Genomic DNA, 23,385 nt, shown 5'->3' with positions numbered 1-23,385 from the left:
GTGTGCCTGCACCAGCAGGGCCTTGGCTCTGTTGCCCTGCTCTCCTTTCACTGACTTGATGGCCGAGAGCTGGATCATGGCGGCATCCGTCTTGCCCTGTTGCAGCAGCAGTTCGGCGGCACGCATGGCGGCCTTGGGGTGAGCATGTTCCCGGGCAAGCAGTTGCCAGCTGTCCACAGCCTTCGGCCACTCACGTGCCCCTTCCCACAACTGGGCCAGCAATTGGCGATTCTCTGCGCTCTGCTTCATCTGTCCCTTGGCCATGGCAGACTCCAGCAGACGCGCACCGCGATAGGGCAGTCCCTGCCAGGCATACAGGCGGATCAGCTGGTTGCGGGCGGCGGCATCATCCATCAGTTGACGGTCGATGGCGGTTTGCAGCAGTGCAAGCGCTCGATCACCACGCTTGGCGGAGATATTGAGCGACACAGCCTGCTGCCACCACTTGCTCTCTTTCGGCTCGCTGCGGATCAACTCTTCGGCCTGATCCGCAGCCACGCCGTAACGCTGCAATGCAGTGAGGGAGGAGAGGCGGATGATGGCTGCCTGCTTCTGCCAGCTTTTCTTCAACAGTTGTTCACTCTGGCTGGCTGCCTCGCCGTACTGCTTGTTGTGGTAATAGAGGCCAGCCAAGCGCAGACGCAAGGTATCGTCAGCCTTGATGGCCAATGCGGCCTTGTAGCTGGCGATGGCGCCGGACCACTTGGATTGCTGGGCCTGGATATCCCCGCGCAGACGCAACAACTGAAGTCGTTGCTGCTCTGGCCACTCTTTATAGGCAAGAGCCTGCTCCACGTAGCGACTCGCCTGTGCGGTCTGCTGCAGATTGGCGGCCAGAGAGGCCTGTAACTGCGCCAGCCAGGCGTGCTCAGCCTCGGAACCGGGTTTGAGCACAGCCGCCTTGCTCTGGGCCTGTTGCCACTGGCCGGATTGATAGAGCTTCATCACGGGCTCCAGCTGGCGGGAGAAATGAGGGCTCACCTCCATCGCCAGACAGGCTTGGCTGACCAGGGCCAGCAGACAGATCCAGATCCGCAACATGGTTATGACTCCAATTTGAATTTGAGCGTGATGACTTGCACCAGCTTGTCGGTGGCGCCCGGCCTCGGCTGATAGCGCCACTTGTTGATCGCCTGAATGGCCGCTCGCTCGAACTGACGCTTCGGCTTGGCCTCGACCACCTCCACATCCTGTACCCGCCCATCGGCATCGACGCTGAAACGCAAGGTCACGGACCCCTCGATGCCGGCCTGCTGGGCCCGGTAGGGATAAACAGGCTCAACCCGTTGCAGTGGCATCAAGAGGTCACCGGCACCGATTCCAGCGCCCTGCTGCTGACCATGGAAATTGCCGCTCGCGACCGGAGTGGGACTGGTCGCCACGCCAGGGGCAAAGACCTGTACCGCACTCAGGGTCGAGACCAGATCCAGGCTCGGTTGTACCGAAGGCAACGGGGCCGCCGCCGGCATGGGCATCGGTGTCGAGGCCAGCGCGGCAGGCGGCTCCGGCAGGGGTTCCGGCTCCTGGGGTACCGGCCGCTCACGCACCTGTACCTCGGTCACCTCGTTCTGCATGTTGATGACGATGGATTTCTGCTCTGTGGTCGCCTTCTCCCCTCCGGGCGGCTCCACCAGGGTGGCCATGAACAACAGGATGCCCAGACTGAGGGCGATCCCCAGTCCCAGGCTCATCAACTTGTGTTTCATTTCGGTGCCACCGCCACGGCGATGTTGGCGATGCCTGCCGCCTTGGCTTCATCCATCACCCGCACCACCTTGCCGTGGGGTACCCGTTCATCGGCCTGGATCACCAGGCTTGCCTCGGGCTGCTCCGCCAACAGTCGGGCGAGGGTGGCCTGTACCCGCTCCACATCCACCTGTTTGCGGTCGAGGAAGATCTGCCCCTGAGCGCCGATCGCCAGCATGATGCTGGACGATTTCTGCGCCTTGGCCTGGCTGGCCTGGGGTCTGTGTACCTCAAGCCCGGCTTCGCGCACGAAGGAGGTGGTCACGATGAAGAAGATCAGCATGATGAAGACGATATCCAGCATGGGGGTCATGTCGATCTGCACTTCATCGCGCTGGCGTTTGGATTGCCGTCTCATTGCATTACCTTCTCTTCTCGCAGGCCGTCCCGGGTCTTGGCCAGCGCACGCTTGGCCTGACTCTCGAGCCGGCTAAGTAACAACACGCCGGAGAGGGCCACCACCATGCCTGCCATGGTGGGGATGGTGGCGCGGGAGATCCCGCCCGCCATGCTCTCCGGGTTAAAGCGGTTGGCCGCAGCCAGCGCATCGAATACGCCTATCATGCCGGTCACTGTACCCAGCAACCCCAGCATGGGGCAGAGCACCACCAGGGTGCGGATGAAGATCAGATGACGGTTGAGCGCCAGCTCCACTTCTGCCAGCCAGCGCCCGCGAATCGCGCGAGCGTGCCAGCTGTGACGCTCGCGACGCGCCTGCCAGCGGCCCAGCAGCTCACGCTGCAACGGTGCAAACCCCAGGTTGAGGTAGAGCAGCCGCTCGATCATCAGAATCCACATCAGCACCAGCAAGGCCAGAATGACCCAGAGCACCGGGCCGCCACGGCCCATGAAGCTCTGCAACTGCTGCCAGATGTCGAGCATCATGCTACCCGCTCCACCCTGTCACCATTGCTTTCGGCCCGCTCGGCCAGGATCCCGGCCACCTGCTGTTCCAGCACGTTGGAAAGCTCGGTGAAACGGGACTGCAACAGGCTGTGGGCCAGGATCAGCGGAATGGCCGCCACCAGACCCTGCACCGTGGTGACCAGGGCCATGGAGATGCCGCCCGCCATGATCTTGGGATCGCCGGTACCGAACTGGGTGATGGCCTGGAAGGTGCCGATCATACCGGTCACTGTCCCGAGCAGACCCAGCATGGGGGCGATGGCCGCGATCACCTTAACCATGCCGATGCCGCGCTCCAGGCGAGGGGTCTCCTGCAGGATCGCCTCATCCAGACGCAGTTCGAGGGTCTCCATGCTCAGTTCTGGATGCTTGTCAGCCACCGTCAGCACCCGGCCGAGGGCGTTGTCGGCATGATATTCACCGCTCTTGAGCTGGCGACGAACCCGACCCAGTTCGCGAGAGAGGCTCCACAGCCGTACTCCAGCGATCCCCAGGCCGATGGCTGCCAGCAGCACGATGATGGCGCCGACCTGGCCGCCCTGCTGGACTTGCTGCCAGAAGGTGGGCGCCTGGGCCAGCATATCGAGCAGAACACCGTGGGAGGGATCCAGCGGCAACGCTTCTCCCTCCTGACCCTGATAAGCGGCCACAGCGGAAAGCACGCTGCCTGGCAGGCCCAGCACCGGACTCAGGCCTTCGGCCTCCGGTTGCAAGAAACCCGCATCGCCCAGCAGGGCGAAGCTGCCGATCCGGGTCAACGTCTGCTCGCTGGCAACGCCCTGGGCATCGAGCACCTTGCCGTTGAACTGGGCAACCCGGCCCGATTCGCGGATCTCCTGCAGCAAGGTGGCTGGCAGCAGGGCAAGGGCGGCGCGATCAGGCACCTGTTTATCCTGTGCCATGGTTTTCAGCGGGGCGAGACGATCAGGATACTGGCCCTCGACGGCGGATTCGCTCAGCAACTTGACCGCATCGCTGGCGCCCTGACGGGTGACCGCAAAGATCTCGTTCATGTCGCCGGAGGCCTGCTCCCACTGGGTATTGAGATCCACCAGCTGCTTTTCATTGGCCGCGAACTGGCTGGCCAGCTCCTTGCTCAGGCGCTGGGCCTCGGCCAGCTTGGCACGGGCACTGCTCAGCTCCCTGGAGACAGACGCCAGATCCTGCTGAGCCTTCTGCTCACGGGCCTGTTCCTGCTGCTGCCAGGCTTCCTCGGCCACGGCGGCTGTGGTGCCCAGAGAGAGGGCGAGGGCAAGGGGTAACCACTTCATGGTGACGCTCATGACTGGGCCTCCTGACCACGGCTGACGGAAAGGGGGACATTCAACAACTGGGGAACTTTCTTGTCGGCAGCCATTTCCAACGCCTCGGCGATGGGGGAGAGCCACTGGCCGTCGAGGGCTTGCCACTGCTTGTGCTCGGCAGACCAACGCCACGCCTGGGAGCGATCGGCGGTCATCGCCAGCAGGGAGACCCGACCCAGAGCCAGCACATCGACCCGGCGCGGTGCGCCATCCAGCACCAGCTCGGCGGAATAATGGTCCAGCCTGCTGCCGTATTCGGCTTCAATCTGATAGGCCTGCAATAGCTGGCGGAACTTCTCCGCCTCGCTCACATCGGCTCTGGCCAGCGTCGCTTTCAAGGCAGCAACCCGCGCCAGACGATCCTCCCTGCGCAGCGGGATGTCATCCTGTACCAGCTGTTCCAGATCGGCTTGCATCTGCAGCATCAGGGGGACAAGCCCCTGCCTGGTCTCCTGTACCGCTTCCAACTGCTGGCTCAGCTTGCCCAGCTCGTTTTGCTGATCGGCCACCAGAGACTGCATGTAGCGGTTGTAGGCTTCCAGATCCCGCAGTTGCAGTTGGGCATTTTGCAGCTCAATCCTGGCGGCGACGGCTCCATCGGCGGCTTTCTCCACACGCAGCTGGGAGGCTTTCCCGTCGGCGATACTGTTCTTCAATGCTGGCGCAACCACTTCGTCGGCGGACACGACGCAATGAACGGCCATGGGTAACAAGGTCAGACCCCAAAACTTGTTCATGATATAAATCTTAACAATGATAACTATTCTCATTGTCTCAAAGAGTAGGGTCACTGGCAATCAGATGATTTTCTTGGCCTCTGGCCGAAAAAACAGGATACTTTTTAGACAAGTACGGGAATAACTGGCGTTGGTAGTCGCAACACCATTTTAAATAACTAAAAAATGTCTTTTCGATCAGCAAGATAAGTGATCGAAAAAGGAGACTTACATGTTTAACGATGCGATCTGGGAACACATAGATCGGTTCACCAAGGCGAAGAAGACCAGCGAGATCCAGCAACAACTGGAGCGCTTCAGTCATCAGATGGGGTTTGATTACTTCCGTTTGCTGATTATTTTCCCCATCAGTATGCAGAAATCCCATGTGGCCTTGTTCAACAACTGCCCCACCAGCTGGTTTGATGCCTATTCGGAACGGCACTACCTGACCCAGGATCCGGTCGTCTTCCTGGGACTGAAGCAGACCCAGCCCATCTTCTGGAACAAGCTCGATTGTGATGCCCCCTGGTTGCCCAGCGCCAGCAGGGAAGTAATGAACCTCGCCGCCGACTTCGGGGTGAGGAACGGCGTCTCCTTCCCGCTGCACACGCCGCAGGGGGAACACGGCATCCTCTCTTTCATCAGCAAGGAGAAGTCCAATTCCGATCTGATGTTTGAAAACGTTCCCCTGCTGTCATTCTGTGCCAGCTACATCTTCAACTCGGCCCTGACCCTCATCAAGGCCAGGCCAGACCTGATGAAATACCTGGCCGAGCTGTCGGATCGGGAGAAGGAGTGCCTGTTCTGGGCCAGCGAGGGCAAGACCTCCTGGGAGATCGCCACCATCCTCGGCATCAGCGAGCGAACCGTGAACTTCCACCTCAATCAGGTCACCAACAAGACGGACTCGCGCAACCGCAACCAGGCGATTGCCAAGAGCATCTCCAGCGGCATCATTGTGCCTTCCCTGGACGACGTCACCATCACCAACCTGCGGCTGTCATAGCCTGTTTTGCCAAAACAAAAAGAGCCGCAATGCGGCTCTTTTTTCATTTCCGGCGACGGCTTATTCCACCGTCACGGATTTTGCCAGGTTGCGCGGCTGATCCACGTCGGTACCCTTGATGAGGGCAACATGGTAGGAGAGCAGCTGCAGCGGCACAGTATAGACGATCGGCGCGATCACCTCTTCCACGTGGTTCAGGCTCATCACCCGCATGGTCTCGTCGCTCTTGAAGCCGGTATCGGCATCGGCGAAGACGTAGAGGATACCGCCACGGGCACGCACCTCTTCCACGTTGGACTTGAGCTTCTCCAGCAGATCGTTGTTCGGCGCCACCACTATGATGGGCATCTCGGCATCGATCAGCGCCAGCGGACCGTGCTTCAACTCACCGGCGGCATAGGCCTCGGCGTGGATGTAGGAGATCTCTTTGAGCTTGAGTGCCCCTTCCATGGCGATGGGGTACTGGCTGCCGCGACCCAGGAACAGGCTGTGGTGCTTGTCGGCAAACTCTTCGGCCAGGGCCTCGATATCCTTGGCCAGCGCCAGGCTCTCCTTGATGCGCAGCGGCAGGGCCTGCAGCGCCTTGACCAGCTCAGCTTCGGCGGCGGTGCTCAGGTGGCCACGGCAACGACCGATGGAGGCCACCAGCATCAGCAGACCGGCCAGCTGGGTGGTGAACGCTTTGGTGGAGGCCACGCCGATTTCGGCACCGGCTCGGGTCATAAAGGCCAGATCCGATTCACGCACCAGGGAGGAGCCCGGCACGTTGCAGATGGCCAGCGAGCTCATGTAGCCGGACTCCTTGGCCAGACGCAGGGCCGCCAGGGTATCGGCGGTCTCGCCGCTCTGGGAGAGGGTCACCAGCAGGCTGTTGGGGCGCACCACCGACTTGCGATAGCGGAACTCGGAGGCGATCTCCACGTCGCAGGAGACGCCGGCGATCTCTTCGAACCAGTAGCGAGCCACCATGCCGGAGTGATAGGAGGTGCCACAAGCGACGATCTGCACGTGATCGACCTTGTCGAAGATGGCGCGCGCACCATTGCCGAACGACTCGACCACCACGTGATCGCTGCCCAGACGCCCTTCCAGGGTGTTGGTGATGGCCTTGGGTTGCTCGTGGATCTCTTTGAGCATGTAGTGGCGATACTCGCCCTTGTCACCGGCGTCGTGGGAGAGTTCGGACTCCTGCTCTTCACGCACCACGGCCTCGCCGTGGGTATCGAAGATGTGCACGTCGCGACGGGTCACTTCGGCCACATCGCCCTCTTCGAGGAAGATGAAGCGGCGGGTCACCGGCAGCAGGGCCATCTGGTCGGAGGCGATGAAGTTCTCGCCGATGCCGCGGCCGATCACCAGGGGGGAGCCGGAACGGGCCACCACCACGCGGCTGTCGTCACGGCTGTCCATCACGACTGTGCCGTAGGCGCCGCGCAGTTGCTTCACCGTGACCTGCATGGCCGCCAGCAGGCTGGGGGCGGATTTCAGCTCGTGGTGCACCAGGTGGGCAATCACCTCGGTGTCGGTGTCGGAGCTGAACACATAGCCCAGCGCCTTGAGCTCTTCCCGCAGCTCTTCGTGGTTCTCGATGATGCCGTTGTGCACCACCACGATATGCTCGGAGACGTGGGGGTGAGCATTGCGCTCGGACGGCTCGCCATGGGTAGCCCAGCGGGTGTGGGCAATGCCGGTACCACCGTGGACGGACTGCTCCTCCAGTGCCTTGGCCAGCTCGGCTACCTTGCCGAGGCGACGCACCCGCTGCAGCGGCTGGTCGGCGCTGAACACGGCGACACCAGCCGAATCGTAGCCACGGTATTCCAGACGGCGCAGGCCCTCTACCAGGATTTCAGCCACATCACGTTGGGCGACGGCCCCGACGATGCCACACATAGACTTCTCCTTGAAACGTAAGACGTTAATTCGGTTGGATAATGGTTTGTTCAAATCACACGGCCACGGGGGCGCAAATCAGCGTGATCCCCCTGGCCTGAATCTGTTCTCTGGCCGCATTGCTCAGCCCCTCGTCGGTCACCAGGGTATGGATGCCGGACCAGGGCAGCTCGAGATTGGGGATCTTGCGGCCGATCTTCTCCGACTCCACCATGACGATGACCTCCCGCGACACTTCGGCCATGACCCGGGAGAGGCCCACCAGCTCGTTGAAGGTGGTGGTGCCCCGCTCCGGGTCGATGCCATCGGCACCGATGAAGAGCTGGTCGAAGTCATAGGAGCGCAGCACCTGCTCCGCCACCTGCCCCTGGAAAGATTCGGAATGGGGATCCCAGGTCCCGCCAGTCATCAGCAGGGTGGGCTCGTTTTCCAGCTCGCGCAGGGCACCAGCCACATTGAGGGAGTTGGTCATGACGATGAGGCCGCGCTTGTTGCCCAGCATGGGGATCATGGCGCTGGTGGTGCTGCCGCTGTCGATGATGACGCGGTTGTGATCGCGGATCCGCTCGGCGGCGGCGCGGGCAATGGCCAGCTTTCGATTCGAAACTTGTTCCGGGTTGCTGTCCACCACCATCTCGCTGGGGAGGGGAACGGCACCGCCGTAGCGACGCAGCAACAGGCCACCGGTCTCCAGCACCGCCAGATCTTTGCGGATGGTCACTTCGGAGGTGGCGAAGTGTTTGGCCAGGGCATCGACGCTGACTTCCCCCTGCTCCTGCACCAGACTCACTATGGTGTGACGGCGCTGCTGTGTGTTGCGTTTGGTCATCTTTAAATTTCGATTCGAAATAATGGCGAAATATTAATGCCTTTTCGGGAAAAATCAAACGGCAAATAGGATCCGATTTGGTTCGATGCCAGAATGAGGAGCCGATTTGCGACGAGGACGCCATGCAAAAACGACTCATCTGGCTGGTGGAAGATGAAGCCAGCATTGCCGATACCCTGATCTATGCCCTGCAGACCGATGGTTTCGAGGTGGAGTGGTTTCCCCTCGGTCAGCCGTTGCTGGCGCGACTGGAACAGACGCGACCGGATTTTTTGATCCTGGATGTGGGGCTACCGGACATCAGCGGTTTCGAACTGTGCAAGCGGGTGCGGGCACTGACCGATATTCCCCTGATGTTTCTCACCGCCCGCAGCGAGGAGATAGACAGGCTGATCGGGCTGGAGATAGGAGCAGACGACTATGTGGCCAAACCCTTCTCGCCCCGTGAGGTATGCGCCCGGGTGCGGGTCATCCTGCGCCGCAGCCAGCCCGCCCCCTACCAGCCGATACAGCCACTCGCCCTAGACGAGGAGCGGGCACGGATCTGCTTCCTGGGCCAGCCCCTGACGCTCACCCGCTATGAGTACCTGCTGCTCAAGACCCTGATGCTGGCGCCGGGTCGGGTCTACTCCCGCCAGCAGCTGATGGATCTGGTGTGGCAGGATGCGGAAGAGAGTCTGGATCGCACCGTCGACACCCACATCAAGACTCTGCGGGCCAAGCTGCGGGAGCGGGACCCTGACGCCAACCTGATCCTGACCCACCGCGGGCTGGGCTACAGTCTGGAGCTGGCATGAACTCAGAGTGGCCGGGCATCGGCAGGGGGATGAGATGAGAATCGGATTGCAACTGCTGTGCGGCCTGGTGCTGATCTTCGCCCTGGCTGCCTGGTTCGTGCTGGAGATCTTCGTCGAGGAGATCAAGCCCGGGGTACGCAGCGCCACCGAAGATACCCTGGTCGACATGGCCCAGATGCTGGCCCCCCTGGCCCTGGACGACATGCAGGAAGGAAAGATGGCGAATGGCCGGCTGGCCAGCGCCTTCGCCCGCCTCAACCAGAGTCCCATCAATGCCCTCATCGATGGCCACCTCAAGCAGCAGGCGGAGTACCGCATCTATGTGACCGACGCAAAAGGCAGGGTGGTCTACGACTCGGACGGGGTGGATCTGGGCAAGGACTACTCGCGCTGGAACGACGTCTACCTGACCCTGCGTGGCGAATATGGCGCCCGCAGCACCCGTACCGATCCCGACGATGCTGCCAGCTCGACCATGTATGTGGCAGCTCCGCTGCGGGAAGGGGCCGAGATCATCGGCTCCCTCACCGTCGCCAAGCCCAACAGCACCCTGCAGCCCATGATAGAGCGCAGCGAACAGCAGTTGCTGAAAGGGGCGGCCCTGCTGCTGTTCATCTCGCTGCTCATCGGCGCCTTGCTGGTGTGGTGGCTCAACCGCGCCATCGGCAAGCTGGTGCACTATGCGGATGCAATCAGCCAGGGTCAGCCCGCCAGCCTGCCGCGCCTCTACAGCCCCGAACTGGACAGGCTAGGCCACTCCCTGGAAACCATGCGCCGCCAACTGGACGGCAAGGCCTATATCGAGGCCTATGTCCACAGCCTGACCCACGAGCTCAAAAGCCCGCTGGCGGCCATTCGCGGGGCGGGGGAGATCCTGGCCGAGGCGCCGCCGCCGGACATCGCAAAGCGCTTTATCGGCAACATCAATCTGGAGACGGCCCGCATGCAACAGCTGATCGAGCGCATGCTGCAACTCGCCCGCCTCGAATCAGGGCAGGGGCTGGACAGACAATCCGTTGAGCCGGCCCGGCTGGGCAGACGGGTGCTCGACGCCCGCCAGATCCAGGCCCAGCGCCGCCAGATCGCCCTGCACGCCGAGCTGGGGGAAGGTCAGAAGCAGAAGTGGGATCCCCTGCTGGTGGAGCAGGCCCTTGGCAACCTGCTGGACAACGCCCTCGATTTCGCCCCCATCGGCAGTACCCTGGTGCTGAGCGGCGCCATGGTGGAGGGGGGTTATTGCTTCCGGGTGCGGGATCAGGGGCCAGGCATTCCCGACTTTGCGCTGCCCAGGATTTTCGAGCGTTTCTACTCCCTGCCAAGGCCAGACAAGGGAAAAAGCAGCGGCCTCGGGCTCAGTTTTGCCATGGAGGTGGCACGCCAGCACGGCGGCCATCTTGCTCTTGCCAATCAGCCGGACGGGGGGGTGCTGGCCACACTCTGGCTGCCCGGCAACTGAGGACACTTCACACCAAGCACACAGAGCCGGGCTAAGCTGCACCTCCTCGATGACGACCGTCCCCGTCGATGCGCATTCATATTAATCAAGGAGATAGATATGCCCCGTATGCTGTTGTCCGGTCTGCTTGCTGCTGGCCTCTTCTGTGCACTGCCTGCCAGCGCCGCTTCTGGCTGCATGCTGTTTGCCGACGGCACCGGCAAACCCGTCAGCACCCAGGGGGACTGTGCCGCCCAGTTGACCCCGGCCTCCACCTTCAAGATCCCGCTGGCACTGATGGGCTATGACAGCGGCTTCCTGGTGGATGAACAACTGCCTGCCCTGCCGTTCAAGGCCGGTGATCCTGATTTCCTGCCGGAGTGGAAACAGACCACCACCCCGAGCAGCTGGATGCAATTCTCGGTCATCTGGTACTCGCAGCGCCTCACCGAGTGGCTGGGAGAGGCTCGCTTCCAGCACTACGTGGACAGCTTCGACTACGGCAACCGGGATCTCGAAGGCAACCCGGGCAAGCACGACGGTCTGACCCAGGCCTGGCTCAGCACCAGCCTCGCCATCAGCCCCCAGGAGCAAGCCCGCTTCCTTGGCAAGATGGTGAGCGGCAAGCTACCGGTCTCCGCCCAGACCCTGCGCCATACCGCCAACCTGATGCGTCAGCCCGACATCGACGGTTGGCAGATCCACGGCAAGACCGGCATGGGCTACCCCAAGCTGCTGGATGGCAGCCTGGACAGGGAGCAGCAGATCGGCTGGTTCGTCGGCTGGGCCAGCAAACAGGACAAGACGCTCATCTTCGTCCACACCGTTATCCAGAAGCCGGGCAAGCAGTTCGCTTCCCTCAGGGCCAGGGAGGAGGTGTTCGCCGCCCTGCCGGCCCGGTTGAAGACACTCTGATGCCAGCAACACCGGCGCCTGGCGCCGGTTTTTTTATCCCCCTTCACCACCACTTCACACTGCCCCATCCTCCCTTCACGCGACCCCGGCACACTCCCGTTCAACAACAAGGAGACGTGTCATGGTCAAACAAATTTTCACCCACAAGATCGCCCTGCTGCTGCTGCTCTGCCTGCTGATGATGATCCCGGTTCACGCCATCATGGAGCTGAATCGGGAGCGCCAGGCCTATCGCAGTCAGGCCATTCACAGCATCATGGCCAGCCACAGCGGGCCCCAGCGCCTGATGGGGCCCGTACTGGTACAGCCCTATACCCGGACCGTCACCGTCGAGCAGGATGGCAAACATTTCGTTCGCAAGGAGCAGGTCTATCGCTACCTGCTGCCCCAGAGGCTGGACGTGCGGGCCAGCATGGAGGTGACCCCGCGCAAGCTCGGTATCTATCAGGCCCAGATTTATCACAGTCGGCTCTCCCTCTCCGGCCTGATGCCCACCAGCCTGGCTGACAAGGGGCTGGTGGCCGGCAACCCGAACCTGAGCTTCGACCCGGCGGATCCCGCCCTGGTGCCGGGCAAACCCTATCTCAGCCTGATCCTCTCCGATGCCCGGGGCATCAGCCGCGTACCCGAACTGCAATGGGGGGAGAAACGCATCCCGTTTGCCCCTGGTGCCCAGCTGGGGGACGGGCGAGTGGGGATCCATGCCCCGCTCGACGCCTTGCCAGACGAAGATGGCCGCTTTCACATCGAGCTGGATCTGCAGGGCATGAACGCGCTGGAAGTGTTGCCGCTCGGACAGGACAGCCGGTTTCACCTGAGCGGCAACTGGCCCCATCCCAATTTTCTCGGCGACTTTCTGCCCGGTGAACGCACCCTTGCGGATCAAGGGTTCGAGGCAAGCTGGCAGACCAGCTGGTTCGCCACCGACATGGAGAGTCGCTTCAACCGCATGATGAAGGGAGCGGGCACCAAACTGCCGTCATTCAGCGTCAGCCTGGTGCAACCGGTGGATCACTATCAGCTGAACGAGCGGGCCGCCAAATATGCCCTGCTGTTCATCGGCCTCACCTTCATCAGCTTCTTCATGTTCGAGCTGCTCAAGGGGCTGCGGGTACACCCCATCCAGTACGCGCTGGTGGGCATGGGGCTGGCCATCTTCTATCTGGTGCTGCTGGCGCTGACCGAGCATCTCGGCTTTGCCTGGGCCAATCTCATTGCCGCCCTGGCCAGTGTGGCCCTCAACGGCTTCTACCTGAGCCATGTGCTGGGCGGCCCGAAACAGGGCATGGGATTCGCCGCCCTGCTGGGGCTGGTCTACGCCATCCTGTTCGGGCTGCTGCAGGCCGAGGAGACAGCCCTGTTGCTTGGCGCCCTGCTGCTGTTCGCCACCCTGGCGCTGGTCATGGGGCTGACTCGCAAGCTCGACTGGTATCAGGTGATGGAGAACAGTCCCTCCGCCACCGCATGGGCGGCCCCCCAGCCATCGACCAATGACACCAGCCATCAGCCATAAGCAAAAAAACCGGCGCCCTCGGGCGCCGGTTTGCATTTCATTGATCGGGCATCACTTCTTCTTGACCGGGCGAGCCCAGTTCGGAATGTGGCGCTGGGGCACCCGGGTGATCACCAGCTCGTTTTCCGCCACATCCTTGGTGATGGTGGAACCCGCCCCCAGGGTCGCCCCCTTGCCGATCCGCACCGGCGCCACCAGCTGGGTATCGGAGCCGACGAAGACATCGTCCTCGATGATGGTCTGGAACTTGTTCACCCCGTCGTAATTGCAGGTGATGGTGCCGGCACCGATGTTCACCTTGGCGCCGACGTCCGCATCCCCCAGATAGGTCAGATGACCGCACTTCGAGCCCACACCCAGCCGGGCCTTCTTCATCTCGACGAAGTTGCCGACATGGGCATCCTGCTCCAGCACGGCACCCGGGCGCAGGCGGGTAAAGGGCCCGACCGAGCACTGGTCAGCAATTTGCGCACCTTCGATGACGGAGTAGGGTTTCACCTCGGTGTGGTCGCCGATCACGCAATCCTTCAATACGCTGCCGGCACCGATGCGCACGTGATTGCCCAGCACCACCTTGCCTTCGATGATGACGTTGACGTCGATCACCACCTCCTCCCCGATTTCCAGGGTGCCGCGCAGATCGAAGCGGGCCGGGTCGATCAGGGTGGCGCCGGCGATCATCAGCTTCTCGGCCTGCATCTGCTGGTAGCTGCGCTCAAGCGCAGCCAACTGCACCCGGTTGTTAGCTCCTTCCACTTCCATGGCGCTGTCCGGATGGACTGCAGCGATGGGGCAGTTGTCACCGTGGGCCATGGCAATGACGTCGGTCAGATAGAACTCGCCCTGGGCATTCTTGTTGTCCAGACGCGACAGCCAGCTGCGCAGCTGGCCGCCGTTGGCCACCAGCACGCCAGTGTTCACCTCGCGGATGGCGAGCTGCTCGGCGTTGGCATCCTTCTGCTCGACGATGCCGACCACCTGGCCATTGTCGCGCACGATGCGGCCATAGCCGGTCGGGTTGTCCAGCACCACGGTTAGCAGGGCCATGCCATCGCTTGCCTTGGCGGCCAGCAGCCGTTGCAGGGTCTCCGGCTGGATCAGCGGGGTATCGCCGTAGAGCACCAGCACGTCGTCTTCGTCGTTCCAGAACGGGATGGCCTGGGCCACCGCGTGGCCGGTTCCCAGCTGCTGGGCCTGCAGTACCCAGTTCACATCTTCCGCGACGATCCGCTCCTTGAGCAGCTCGGCACCGTGGCCATAGACCAGGTGCAACTGTTCGGCACCAATCTGGCGAGCGGTATCGATCACATGGGAGACCATGGGCTTGTTGGCCACGGGGTGCAGCACCTTGGGGAGAACAGAACGCATACGAGTACCTTTACCCGCAGCCAGGATCACGACATTGAGAGACATAGCTAGCCTTTGAAACAGGTGGAAATACTGGGCGGAGTCTATCCAACGGGCAAAAAAAAAGCGACCCGAAGGTCGCTTTTTGCATCACCGTGATTAGCGGTAATTCTTTTTGACGATATCGATAACCCGCAGCTGGGCCATCGCTTTGGCCAGCTCGGCAGACGCCTGAGCATAGTCGATATCACCATGGGAGCTGTTGATCCGCTCTTCGGCACGACGCTTGGCTTCCTGGGCTTTCGCCTCATCCAGATCGTCTGCGCGAATGGCGGTATCGGCCAGCACGGTCACGGCTTCGGGTTGTACTTCCAGCATGCCGCCGGAGATGTACAGCACCTCTTCGCTACCATTTTGCTTGATCAAGCGGACCAGGCCCGGCTTGATGGCAGTCAGCAACGGAGCATGACCGTGGCGGAGACCCAGCTCACCTTCGGAGCCTGATACCTGGGCGGATTGCACGCGACCGGAAAACAGTTTTCCTTCGGCGCTCACCACATCCAGGTGAAAGGAGATCATCTCAGCCATGGGCCCTCCTATCGAGGCTTACAGTTTCTTGGACTTCTCGACGACTTCGTCGATGCCGCCAACCATGTAGAACGCCTGCTCCGGCAGATCGTCATACTCGCCCTTCAGGATGCCCTGGAAGCCACGGATGGTTTCCTTCAGCGGCACGTATTTGCCCGGAGAACCGGTAAACACTTCTGCCACGAAGAACGGCTGGGACAGGAAACGCTCGATCTTACGGGCACGGGCTACGGTCAGTTTGTCTTCTTCTGACAGTTCATCCATACCCAGGATGGCGATGATGTCCTTCAGCTCCTTGTAGCGCTGCAGTACGGTCTGAACGCCACGAGCGGTCTCGTAGTGCTCCTTGCCAACCACCAGCGGATCCAGCTGACGGGAGGTGGAGTCCAGCGGGTCAACGGCCGGGTAGATACCCAGAGCCGCGATCTGACGGGACAGTACGACGGTCGCATCCAGGTGGGCGAAGGTGGTCGCCGGAGACGGGTCGGTCAAGTCATCCGCAGGCACGTAAACGGCCTGGACGGAGGTGATGGAACCGGTCTTGGTGGAGGTGATGCGCTCTTGCAGAACACCCATCTCCTCGGCCAGGGTCGGCTGGTAACCTACTGCGGAGGGCATACGGCCCAGCAGTGCGGATACTTCGGTACCGGCCAGGGTGTAACGGTAGATGTTGTCCACGAAGAACAGCACGTCACGACCTTCGTCACGGAACTTCTCGGCCATGGTCAGGCCGGTCAGCGCCACGCGCAGACGGTTTCCGGGCGGCTCGTTCATCTGACCGTAAACCAGAGATACTTTGTCCAGTACGTTGGACTCCATCATCTCGTGGTAGAAGTCGTTACCCTCACGGGTACGCTCACCTACACCGGCGAACACGGAGTAACCGCTGTGCTCGATCGCGATGTTACGGATCAGCTCCATCATGTTGACGGTCTTGCCTACACCGGCGCCGCCGAACAGACCAACCTTACCACCCTTGGCGAACGGACATACCAGGTCGATAACCTTGATGCCGGTCTCCAGCAGCTCGGTGCTGTTGGACTGATCTTCGTAGCTGGGGGCTTCGCGGTGGATGGACCAACGCTCTTCTTCGCCGATCGGACCCTTCTCGTCGATGGGGTCGCCCAGTACGTTCATGATACGGCCCAGGGTCGAGGTACCGACCGGTACCTGGATGGCCTTGCCGCTGTTAACTACTTCCAACCCACGACGCAGACCGTCGGAGGAACCCATGGTGATGCAACGCACGACGCCGCCGCCGATCTGTTGCTGAACTTCCAGTACCAGACCCTGGCCTTGGCCTTCGCTGACAACCTTCAGTGCATCGTACACCTGGGGCACGGCATTCTGCGGGAACTCGATGTCCACCACAGCGCCGATGATTTGGACGATGAAACCGTTACTCATGTCAAATCCTCTAAACCTTTGATAACCCTTGCCTTACACCGCAGCAGCACCGGAAACGATCTCTGTGAGCTCCTGGGTAATACTGGCCTGACGGGCCTTGTTGTATACCAGTTGCAGATCGTTAATCAGGTTGCCGGCGTTGTCAGTCGCGGCTTGCATGGCAACCATTCGGGCTGCCTGTTCACTTGCCAAGTTTTCTACCACACCCTGGTAGACCTGGGATTCGACGTAGCGAATCAGCAGGGTATCCAGCAGTTGCTTGGGATCCGGCTCATAGAGGTAGTCCCAGTGGTGCTTCTTGGCGAGCTTGCTGTCTTCTGTTACGGGCAAAGGCAGCAGTTGATCGACTTTTGGTTGCTGAACCATGGTGTTGACGAACTTGTTGTACACCAGATACAGCCTGTCAATCTCACCGTTGTCGTAAGCCTTCAGCATGACCTTCACTGAACCGATCAGGTCATTGACGCTCGGGTTGTCACCCAGTCCGGAGACGTGGGCTTTCACCTTGGCGCCGTGCCGTTCAAAGAAGTTGGAGGCCTTGTTACCGATCAATGCCAGGTCAACCTTGGCACCTTTCGCGCTCCATTGCTTCATATCATTGAGGGCAGCCTTGAACAGGTTGATGTTCAGACCACCACACAGGCCACGGTCGGTGGAGACGACGATGTAACCCACTCGCTTCACCTCACGTTCGATGAGGTAGGGGTGCTTGTATTCCAAGTTCCCCTGAGCGATATGGCCGATCACCTTGCGCATGGTTTCAGCGTACGGACGGCTGGCAGACATGCGTTCCTGCGCACGGCGCATCTTGCTCGCTGCCACCATTTCCATAGCGCTGGTGATCTTCTGAGTGTTCTTCACACTCCCGATCTTGTTACGTATCTCTTTTGCGCCGGCCATCTCTTCTCTCCATCAGGTGGCAGCTTGCGCTGCCACACACGCTTACCAGGTCTGGGTTGCCTTGAAGTCATCCAGCAACGCAGTCAGCTTGCCAACGATCGCGTCGTTGTAGTCGGCCTTGGCATTGATTTCAGCCATCAGCTCGGCATGCTGGGTATTGGCGTAAGAGAGCAGAGCGGCTTCGAAGTCGACGATCTTGCTCAGTTCGACATCGGCGAGATAACCCTTCTCGGCGGCGAACAGCACCAGGGATTGCTGGGCCACGCTCATCGGAGAGTACTGCTTCTGCTTCATCAGCTCGGTGACTTTCTGACCGTGATCCAGCTGCTTGCGAGTAGCATCGTCCAGGTCGGAAGAGAACTGGGCAAATGCCGCCAGTTCGCGGTACTGGGCCAGCGCGGTACGGATACCACCGGACAGCTTCTTGACGATCTTGGTCTGAGCAGCACCGCCCACACGGGATACGGAGATACCCGGGTCAACCGCCGGACGAATACCGGAGTTGAACAGCTGGGAGGTCAGGAAGATCTGGCCATCGGTGATGGAGATCACGTTGGTCGGAACGAACGCGGAGACGTCACCGGCCTGGGTTTCGATGATCGGCAGGGCGGTCAGGGAACCGGTCTGGCCTTTCACGGCACCATTGGTGAACTTCTCTACGTACTCGGCGTTGACGCGAGCAGCACGCTCCAGCAGACGGGAGTGCAGATAGAAGACGTCACCCGGGTAAGCTTCACGTCCAGGCGGACGGCGCAGCAGCAGGGAGATCTGGCGATAGGCAACGGCCTGCTTGGACAGGTCATCATAGATGATCAGTGCGTCTTCGCCGCGGTCACGGAAGTACTCGCCCATGGAGCAACCGGCGTAGGGAGCCAGATACTGCAGAGCAGCCGCTTCGGAGGCAGAAGCCACGACCACGATGGTGTTGGCCAGGGCGCCGTGCTCTTCCAGCTTGCGCACCACGTTGGCGATGGTGGAGGCCTTCTGGCCGATCGCAACGTAGACGCACTTAATGCCGGAATCTTTCTGGTTGATGATGGTGTCGATGGCGATGGCGGTCTTACCAACCTGGCGGTCACCGATGATCAGCTCACGCTGGCCACGACCGATAGGGATCATGGCATCGATGGCTTTCAGACCGGTCTGGACTGGCTGGTCAACAGACTTACGCTCGATAACGCCCGGGGCGATCACTTCGATCGGCGAGAAGCCGTCGTTGTCTACCGGACCCTTACCGTCGATCGGCTGACCCAGGGTGTTGACCACCCGGCCCAACAGACCACGACCGACCGGCACTTCCAGAATGCGGCCGGTACCCTTTACCTTCATCCCTTCGGCCAGATCGGCATAGGGACCCATTACTACGGCACCAACGGAGTCACGCTCCAGGTTCAATGCCAGAGCGAAGCGGTTGCCCGGCAGCTCGATCATCTCACCCTGCATGGCATCGGCCAGACCGTGGATACGAATGATACCGTCGCTTACAGAAACGATGGTACCTTCGTTACGCGCTTCGCTTTTGACATCAAACTGCGCAATGCGCTGCTTGATCAGCTCGGCGATTTCAGTGGAATTCAGTTGCATGCTCTAATACCCCAATCAAGATTGCAGCGCATCGGCCATGCGATCCAGCTTACCGCGGACCGTGCCGTCGATAACGAGATCACCGGCCTTGATGAGCACCCCGGCCATCAAGGACGCATCTGTGCTGCAATTCAGCTTCACTTTGCGCGCGAGACGTTGTTCCAGAGAAGCCTGAATATTGGCTTTCTGCTGGTCGGTCAGTTCGATCGCCGAAATCACGTCAGCCTGAACTTCTTTGTCCAGTTCAGCCTTGAGCGCGACGAATTCGGCAACGACCGCCGGCAGCACACCCAAGCGACCATTCTCGGCCATCACCCGGATCAGGTTCTGACCGTGCTCGTTGAGCTGCTCACCGCAGACACCGACAAACAGCTTTGCCAGTTCTTCGGCAGCAACGGAGCCGTTTACCAGGCTGTGCATGGTCTCGTTTTCTGCCACCTGAGCGGCGAAATCGAGCATCTCCAGCCATTGGTCAACCGCCTTGTGCTCAACGGCAAACTCGAAAGCAGCCTTGGCGTAGGGGCGAGCGATTGTAGTCAGTTCAGACATAGCCCCGTTCCCGTTACAGTTCTGCTACCAGTTTGTCGACGATGTCGCTGTTGGCAGCCTGGTCGATTTGGCGTGCCAGGATCTTCTCTGCACCCGCGATGGCAAGAGCAGCAACCTGCTTGCGCAGTTCTTCTTTGGCACGATGACGTTCAGCTTCGATCTCTGCACGGCCCTGAGCCAGGATTTTCTCCCGCTCAGCTTGGGCTCCGACAGCGGCCTCATCAATGATCTGGGCCTTGCGTTTGTTGGCCTGATCGATGATTTCAGCAGCCTGAAGCTTGGCTTCTTTCAGCTGATCGGTGGCGTTGGCCTTGGCCAGCTCCAGATCTTTCTTGGCACGCTCTGCAGAAGAGAGGCCGTCAGCGATTTCTTTCTGACGGGCTTCGATGGCAGCCATCAGCGGCGGCCATACGTACTTCATGCAAAACACTACGAAGATGAAAAAAGCAACTGCTTGGCCGAGGAGGGTGGCGTTGATATTCACAGCCGATGTCCTCTTTAGTTAGTTAATGGGTTCTGCGTGAGTCGTAATGACTTAGGCAACCGCAAACATCACATACAGACCCAGACCAACGGCGATCATCGGGATCGCATCCACCAGACCCATCACGATGAAGAACTGGGTACGCAGAACAGGGATCAGGTCAGGTTGACGGGCTGCACCTTCCAGGAACTTGCCACCCAGGATACCGATACCGATGGAGGCGCCGATAGCCGCCAGACCCATCATCATTGCAGCAGCGATGTACAGCAGGTCCATGTTCAAGTTTTCCATGAGGATCTCCATTTATTTAGATGTAATTGATTGTATAAAAAGGATTATTTGAGTTGCATCAACCATGGTCTTCCTGCGCCATCGACAGATAGACGATGGTCAGAACCATGAAGATAAACGCCTGCAAAGTGATGATCAGGATGTGGAAGATTGCCCAAGGCACGGACAGGATCCACTGTGACCACCAGGGTAACAAACCCGCAATCAGGATGAAGATCAGTTCGCCAGCATACATGTTGCCGAACAGTCGCAGACCCAATGAAACAGGCTTGGAAATCAACGTGACGGTTTCAAGGATGAAGTTAACCGGGATGGCAGCAGGGTGATTGAAAGGCTGAAGCGTCAGCTCCTTCACGAACCCGCTGATACCCTTGACCTTGATGCTGTAGTACAGGATCAAGAAGAACACGCCCAAAGCCATGGACATGGTGATGTTAACGTCAGCAGAGGGAACCACACGCAGATAGGGAACACCCATCAACTGTGCAGCGTGAGGGATAAAGTCAACGGGGATCAGGTCCATGAAGTTCATCAGGAAGATCCACACGAACACCGTCAGGGCCAAAGGTGCGATGACCTTGTTGCGACCATGAAAGATGTCCTTGACGTTACCATTCACAAACTCGACCAGCATCTCCACAAAGCACTGCAGCTTACCGGGCACACCGCTGGTGGCCTTGACGGCAACCTTGCGGAACAACCAGATAAACAGGGCGCCTAGCACGACGGAAAATATCATGGAATCGATATTCACCGTCCAGAACCCGGACCCTACCTGCAGGTGGGTCAGGTGGTGGGAGATATATCCCTGAGGAGTCAGGACTTCTCCGGTTGCAGACATGAGTTTTCCTAATAGTGGTTGTTAAGCGTGAATGAAACTATCCACTGTACAACGAGGGCGAGGATATAAGTGGCGAAGAACGAGGCGGTGTCGACCTCAATCCCGGCGCCAAACAGCAGGGCGAAAAGTCCTGTTGTAGTAATGAGCTTAATCCCTGCCCCACCATAAAAGTCCCGCAAAACCAGGCCTACGCTCTCTTTCGTCACCTTGCGGCGTAGAACCCAGAGCGTGAACAGGGCTTGAGGAACCCAGTACATCCCCCCTCCGTAGAGAGAGGATTGTCCGGCGAACTTTCCCGCCTGATAAAACCAGACGGTGGCGATCGCCAGGATCAGGACCAGCTGACAAACGAGCATAGCCAAGGCCAGCGTCAAACCTTCCAAGGCTATTTTCTGCTTCACCAACCTACCCCTGAACATTACAGAACTGTAAAAAATCGGGATCCGAAGACCCCAGGTTCACAGCTCGAAAAGCCGGTCAAATTATACCCGTGAAGACGGCTATTGCAACATGGCAAAAATCCTTAATTTTTGCGGCTTTCCGCGCGAAATTAAGGTTATGTTCATATCGAAAGTAATGGATGTTTTATTACTACAAAAAGCGTAAAAATCACGATTCTGACAGGCCAAAATAGCCCAATACCCGGTCCAAATCTGCCAAGTTATCGTAACTTATTACTAACTTGCCGCTATCTTTCTTGCCCGGCTGAAGTTGCACCTGATTGCCAATTTTTTCAGAAATCTGGCGCTCGAGATAACCAAACTGCGGATCGCGGACGGGTTCAACCCTGGTTTTTGCCGGTTCCAGTGCTTTTTGCACCAGCTTCTCGGTATCTCGCACTGTCAGCCCCTTCTGGGCCACCAGTTTGGCCAGCTCTGACTGGGCCTGGCCGCTCAGGGCCAGCAGGGCACGGGCATGCCCCATGTCGAGGTCGCCGTGCTCCACGAAGCGCTTCACGTCCTCGTTGAGCTGGTTGAGACGCAGCAGGTTCGTGACCGTGGTGCGGGACTTGCCTACCGCCTCGGCAACCTGCTGGTGAGTCAGTTCGAACTCCGTCAGCAGGCGCTGGAGGGCGACGGCCTCCTCGATGGCGTTGAGATCTTCACGCTGGATGTTCTCGATAAGTGCGATGGCGACGGCCGCCTCGTCGGCGACATCCTTGACCAGGCAGGGCACCACTTCGAGACGGGCCAGCTGGGAGGCACGCCAGCGGCGTTCACCAGCAATGATTTCGAAATGGTTTTCACCGATGGAGCGAACCACGATGGGCTGGATCACCCCTTGTGCACGGATGGAGTTGGCCAGCTCCTCCAGCGCATCCTGGGACATATCCTTGCGCGGCTGGTATTTGCCGGACTGCAACCACTCCACCGGCAGCTTGCGCAATTCCCCCTGATTGGTCGGGGCCATGGCCTGTTCGGTGCGCTGGTCGCTCATCACCTGTTTCTGGCGGGCGGCCGTGCTGGTGCTGAGCAGGGCGTCCAGCCCCTTGCCCAGCCCACGTTTCTTCGGCGTCATATGCTCTCTCGATCTGCGGTGAGCGGCTGGGACTCCTGTTCCTGGCGGCGCAGGATCTCGCCAGCCAGGGCCAGATAGGCCTTGGCCCCCACCGATGATTTGTCATAGTGCATGGCTGGCGCGCCAAAGCTCGGCGCCTCCGCCAGTCTTACGTTGCGGGGAATGATGGTGCGATAGACCTTGTCCCCGAAATGCTGTTTCAGCTGATCGGACACATCATTGGCCAGCCGGTTGCGATGATCGAACATGGTGCGCAGCACCCCTTCAATCTTCAGCTCCGGATTGACCACGGCTGCCAGCTTGCTGATGGTGTCCACCAGGGCGGTCAGCCCTTCCAGCGCATAGTATTCGCACTGCATGGGCACCAGCACGGAGTCGGCGGCGGCCATGGCGTTCACCGTCAGCATGTTGAGAGAAGGCGGGCAGTCGATGAAGACGTAGTCGTACTTGTCCCTGACCGAGGCCAGGGCGTTGCGCAGGCGGATCTCGCGGGCAAAAAACTCCATCAGGCGGATTTCTGCCGCGGTCACGTCGGCATTGGCGGCGATCAGGTGATAGCCTCCCGAGGTTTCGGGGATGATCACCTCGCCGATAGGGGCATCTTCGATCAGCAGTTCATAGGCGGTGCGTTCGACATCGTACTTGTCGACGCCACTGCCCATGGTGGCATTGCCCTGCGGATCCAGATCGATCACCAGCACCTTGCGCCGGGTAGCGGCCATGGAGGCGGCCAGATTCACACAGGTGGTGGTTTTACCCACTCCACCCTTCTGGTTGGCTATGGCAATGACTTTTCCCACACTGTCCCCTAAA

At 60.1% G+C, this 23,385-nt stretch carries 25 protein-coding genes (1 of these 25 only partly in view); 5 read left to right on the top strand and 20 right to left on the bottom strand.

From position 1 onward, the window contains the following. The 6 genes in view from I6L36_RS12820 to I6L36_RS12795 are tightly spaced (at most 2 nt apart) and all read right to left on the bottom strand, a layout consistent with a single transcriptional unit that may run on beyond the window. Positions 1-1,041: the 5' portion of a lipopolysaccharide assembly protein LapB gene (locus tag I6L36_RS12820; RefSeq protein WP_216986707.1), read on the bottom strand. The gene continues 138 nt to the left of window position 1, outside the view; only the first 1,041 of its 1,179 coding nucleotides appear in the window; the start codon lies at positions 1,039-1,041; the stop codon falls past the left edge of the window. 2 nt (positions 1,042-1,043) lie between these two features. Further along, complete coding sequence (locus I6L36_RS12815) at positions 1,044-1,706, bottom strand: energy transducer TonB (protein ID WP_053288921.1); 663 nt, start codon at positions 1,704-1,706, stop codon at positions 1,044-1,046. Next, positions 1,703-2,104 carry a biopolymer transporter ExbD gene (locus I6L36_RS12810; protein ID WP_010672232.1) on the bottom strand — a complete coding sequence of 134 codons (402 nt, stop codon included), beginning with the start codon at positions 2,102-2,104 and terminating at the stop codon, positions 1,703-1,705. Before I6L36_RS12810 ends, I6L36_RS12815 begins: the two co-directional genes overlap by 4 nt. Continuing rightward, the gene (locus I6L36_RS12805) at positions 2,101-2,631 is read right to left on the bottom strand and encodes a MotA/TolQ/ExbB proton channel family protein (RefSeq protein ID WP_010672233.1); all 531 of its coding nucleotides are present in this window, start codon (positions 2,629-2,631) and stop codon (positions 2,101-2,103) included. Before I6L36_RS12805 ends, I6L36_RS12810 begins: the two co-directional genes overlap by 4 nt. Beyond that, positions 2,628-3,935, bottom strand: a complete 1,308-nt coding sequence (locus I6L36_RS12800) for a MotA/TolQ/ExbB proton channel family protein (RefSeq protein ID WP_053288922.1) — start codon at positions 3,933-3,935, stop codon at positions 2,628-2,630. Before I6L36_RS12800 ends, I6L36_RS12805 begins: the two co-directional genes overlap by 4 nt. Next, positions 3,932-4,693, bottom strand: a complete 762-nt coding sequence (locus I6L36_RS12795; protein WP_053288923.1) for a DUF3450 domain-containing protein — start codon at positions 4,691-4,693, stop codon at positions 3,932-3,934. Before I6L36_RS12795 ends, I6L36_RS12800 begins: the two co-directional genes overlap by 4 nt. Before the next feature lie 211 nt (positions 4,694-4,904). On the opposite strand from I6L36_RS12795, the gene I6L36_RS12790 reads away from it, so the two are divergent. Further along, positions 4,905-5,681, top strand: a complete 777-nt coding sequence (locus I6L36_RS12790; protein ID WP_010672236.1) for a LuxR family transcriptional regulator — start codon at positions 4,905-4,907, stop codon at positions 5,679-5,681. 60 nt (positions 5,682-5,741) lie between these two features. Here I6L36_RS12790 and glmS read toward each other — a convergent pair whose 3' ends face one another. Both glmS and I6L36_RS12780 read right to left on the bottom strand, forming a co-directional pair. Then, positions 5,742-7,574, bottom strand: a complete 1,833-nt coding sequence (gene glmS / locus I6L36_RS12785; protein ID WP_201922420.1) for a glutamine--fructose-6-phosphate transaminase (isomerizing) — start codon at positions 7,572-7,574, stop codon at positions 5,742-5,744. A gap of 55 nt (positions 7,575-7,629) precedes the next feature. After that, positions 7,630-8,403 carry a DeoR/GlpR family DNA-binding transcription regulator gene (locus I6L36_RS12780; protein ID WP_010672253.1) on the bottom strand — a complete coding sequence of 258 codons (774 nt, stop codon included), beginning with the start codon at positions 8,401-8,403 and terminating at the stop codon, positions 7,630-7,632. 122 nt (positions 8,404-8,525) lie between these two features. Here I6L36_RS12780 and blrA point away from each other — a divergent pair, with 122 nt between their 5' ends. From blrA to creD, 4 genes are all read left to right on the top strand, one after another. Then, the gene (gene blrA / locus I6L36_RS12775; RefSeq protein ID WP_041212060.1) at positions 8,526-9,200 is read left to right on the top strand and encodes a beta-lactam response regulator transcription factor BlrA; all 675 of its coding nucleotides are present in this window, start codon (positions 8,526-8,528) and stop codon (positions 9,198-9,200) included. A gap of 34 nt (positions 9,201-9,234) precedes the next feature. Further along, positions 9,235-10,656 carry a beta-lactam sensor histidine kinase BlrB gene (gene blrB / locus I6L36_RS12770; protein WP_143238269.1) on the top strand — a complete coding sequence of 474 codons (1,422 nt, stop codon included), beginning with the start codon at positions 9,235-9,237 and terminating at the stop codon, positions 10,654-10,656. Between the two features lie 99 nt (positions 10,657-10,755). Then, complete coding sequence (locus I6L36_RS12765; protein ID WP_010672256.1) at positions 10,756-11,550, top strand: class D beta-lactamase OXA-1160; 795 nt, start codon at positions 10,756-10,758, stop codon at positions 11,548-11,550. A gap of 121 nt (positions 11,551-11,671) precedes the next feature. Then, complete coding sequence (creD, locus tag I6L36_RS12760; protein ID WP_216986706.1) at positions 11,672-13,063, top strand: cell envelope integrity protein CreD; 1,392 nt, start codon at positions 11,672-11,674, stop codon at positions 13,061-13,063. Positions 13,064-13,114: 51 nt separating this feature from the next. Here creD and glmU read toward each other — a convergent pair whose 3' ends face one another. From glmU to I6L36_RS12700, 12 genes are all read right to left on the bottom strand, one after another. Then, positions 13,115-14,476 (bottom strand): bifunctional UDP-N-acetylglucosamine diphosphorylase/glucosamine-1-phosphate N-acetyltransferase GlmU, encoded by a 1,362-nt coding sequence (gene glmU / locus I6L36_RS12755; RefSeq protein WP_053288927.1) that lies wholly within the window; start codon positions 14,474-14,476, stop codon positions 13,115-13,117. Between the two features lie 93 nt (positions 14,477-14,569). Further along, positions 14,570-14,998, bottom strand: a complete 429-nt coding sequence (locus I6L36_RS12750; RefSeq protein ID WP_010672259.1) for a F0F1 ATP synthase subunit epsilon — start codon at positions 14,996-14,998, stop codon at positions 14,570-14,572. Positions 14,999-15,016: 18 nt separating this feature from the next. Further along, positions 15,017-16,405, bottom strand: coding sequence for a F0F1 ATP synthase subunit beta (gene atpD / locus I6L36_RS12745; protein WP_010672260.1), 1,389 nt, complete (start codon positions 16,403-16,405; stop codon positions 15,017-15,019). 33 nt (positions 16,406-16,438) lie between these two features. Beyond that, positions 16,439-17,305, bottom strand: a complete 867-nt coding sequence (gene atpG, locus I6L36_RS12740; RefSeq protein ID WP_010672261.1) for a F0F1 ATP synthase subunit gamma — start codon at positions 17,303-17,305, stop codon at positions 16,439-16,441. Between the two features lie 42 nt (positions 17,306-17,347). After that, on the bottom strand, positions 17,348-18,889 hold the full coding sequence (gene atpA, locus I6L36_RS12735) for a F0F1 ATP synthase subunit alpha (protein ID WP_010672262.1): 1,542 nt from the start codon (positions 18,887-18,889) through the stop codon (positions 17,348-17,350). 15 nt (positions 18,890-18,904) lie between these two features. After that, complete coding sequence (gene atpH / locus I6L36_RS12730; RefSeq protein WP_010672263.1) at positions 18,905-19,438, bottom strand: F0F1 ATP synthase subunit delta; 534 nt, start codon at positions 19,436-19,438, stop codon at positions 18,905-18,907. A 13-nt stretch (positions 19,439-19,451) separates the two neighbouring features. Beyond that, a complete protein-coding gene (gene atpF, locus I6L36_RS12725; RefSeq protein WP_010672264.1) occupies positions 19,452-19,922 on the bottom strand; it encodes a F0F1 ATP synthase subunit B in 471 nt (156 codons plus the stop codon). Positions 19,923-19,973: 51 nt separating this feature from the next. After that, positions 19,974-20,213 carry a F0F1 ATP synthase subunit C gene (gene atpE, locus I6L36_RS12720; RefSeq protein WP_010672265.1) on the bottom strand — a complete coding sequence of 80 codons (240 nt, stop codon included), beginning with the start codon at positions 20,211-20,213 and terminating at the stop codon, positions 19,974-19,976. Between the two features lie 58 nt (positions 20,214-20,271). Further along, positions 20,272-21,054, bottom strand: coding sequence for a F0F1 ATP synthase subunit A (atpB, locus tag I6L36_RS12715; protein ID WP_010672266.1), 783 nt, complete (start codon positions 21,052-21,054; stop codon positions 20,272-20,274). An 8-nt stretch (positions 21,055-21,062) separates the two neighbouring features. Beyond that, a complete protein-coding gene (locus I6L36_RS12710; protein WP_048209371.1) occupies positions 21,063-21,473 on the bottom strand; it encodes an ATP synthase subunit I in 411 nt (136 codons plus the stop codon). Between the two features lie 190 nt (positions 21,474-21,663). Beyond that, positions 21,664-22,572, bottom strand: a complete 909-nt coding sequence (locus tag I6L36_RS12705) for a ParB/RepB/Spo0J family partition protein (protein ID WP_053288928.1) — start codon at positions 22,570-22,572, stop codon at positions 21,664-21,666. Beyond that, positions 22,569-23,372 (bottom strand): ParA family protein, encoded by an 804-nt coding sequence (locus tag I6L36_RS12700; RefSeq protein ID WP_029313362.1) that lies wholly within the window; start codon positions 23,370-23,372, stop codon positions 22,569-22,571. Before I6L36_RS12700 ends, I6L36_RS12705 begins: the two co-directional genes overlap by 4 nt. Between the last annotated feature and the right edge of the window lie 13 nt (positions 23,373-23,385).

Origin of the sequence: Aeromonas sp. FDAARGOS 1406, from assembly GCF_019048565.1 — a bacterium.
Classification (GTDB): domain Bacteria; phylum Pseudomonadota; class Gammaproteobacteria; order Enterobacterales; family Aeromonadaceae; genus Aeromonas; species Aeromonas caviae.
This window is presented reverse-complemented; position numbering and strand designations above follow the sequence as displayed.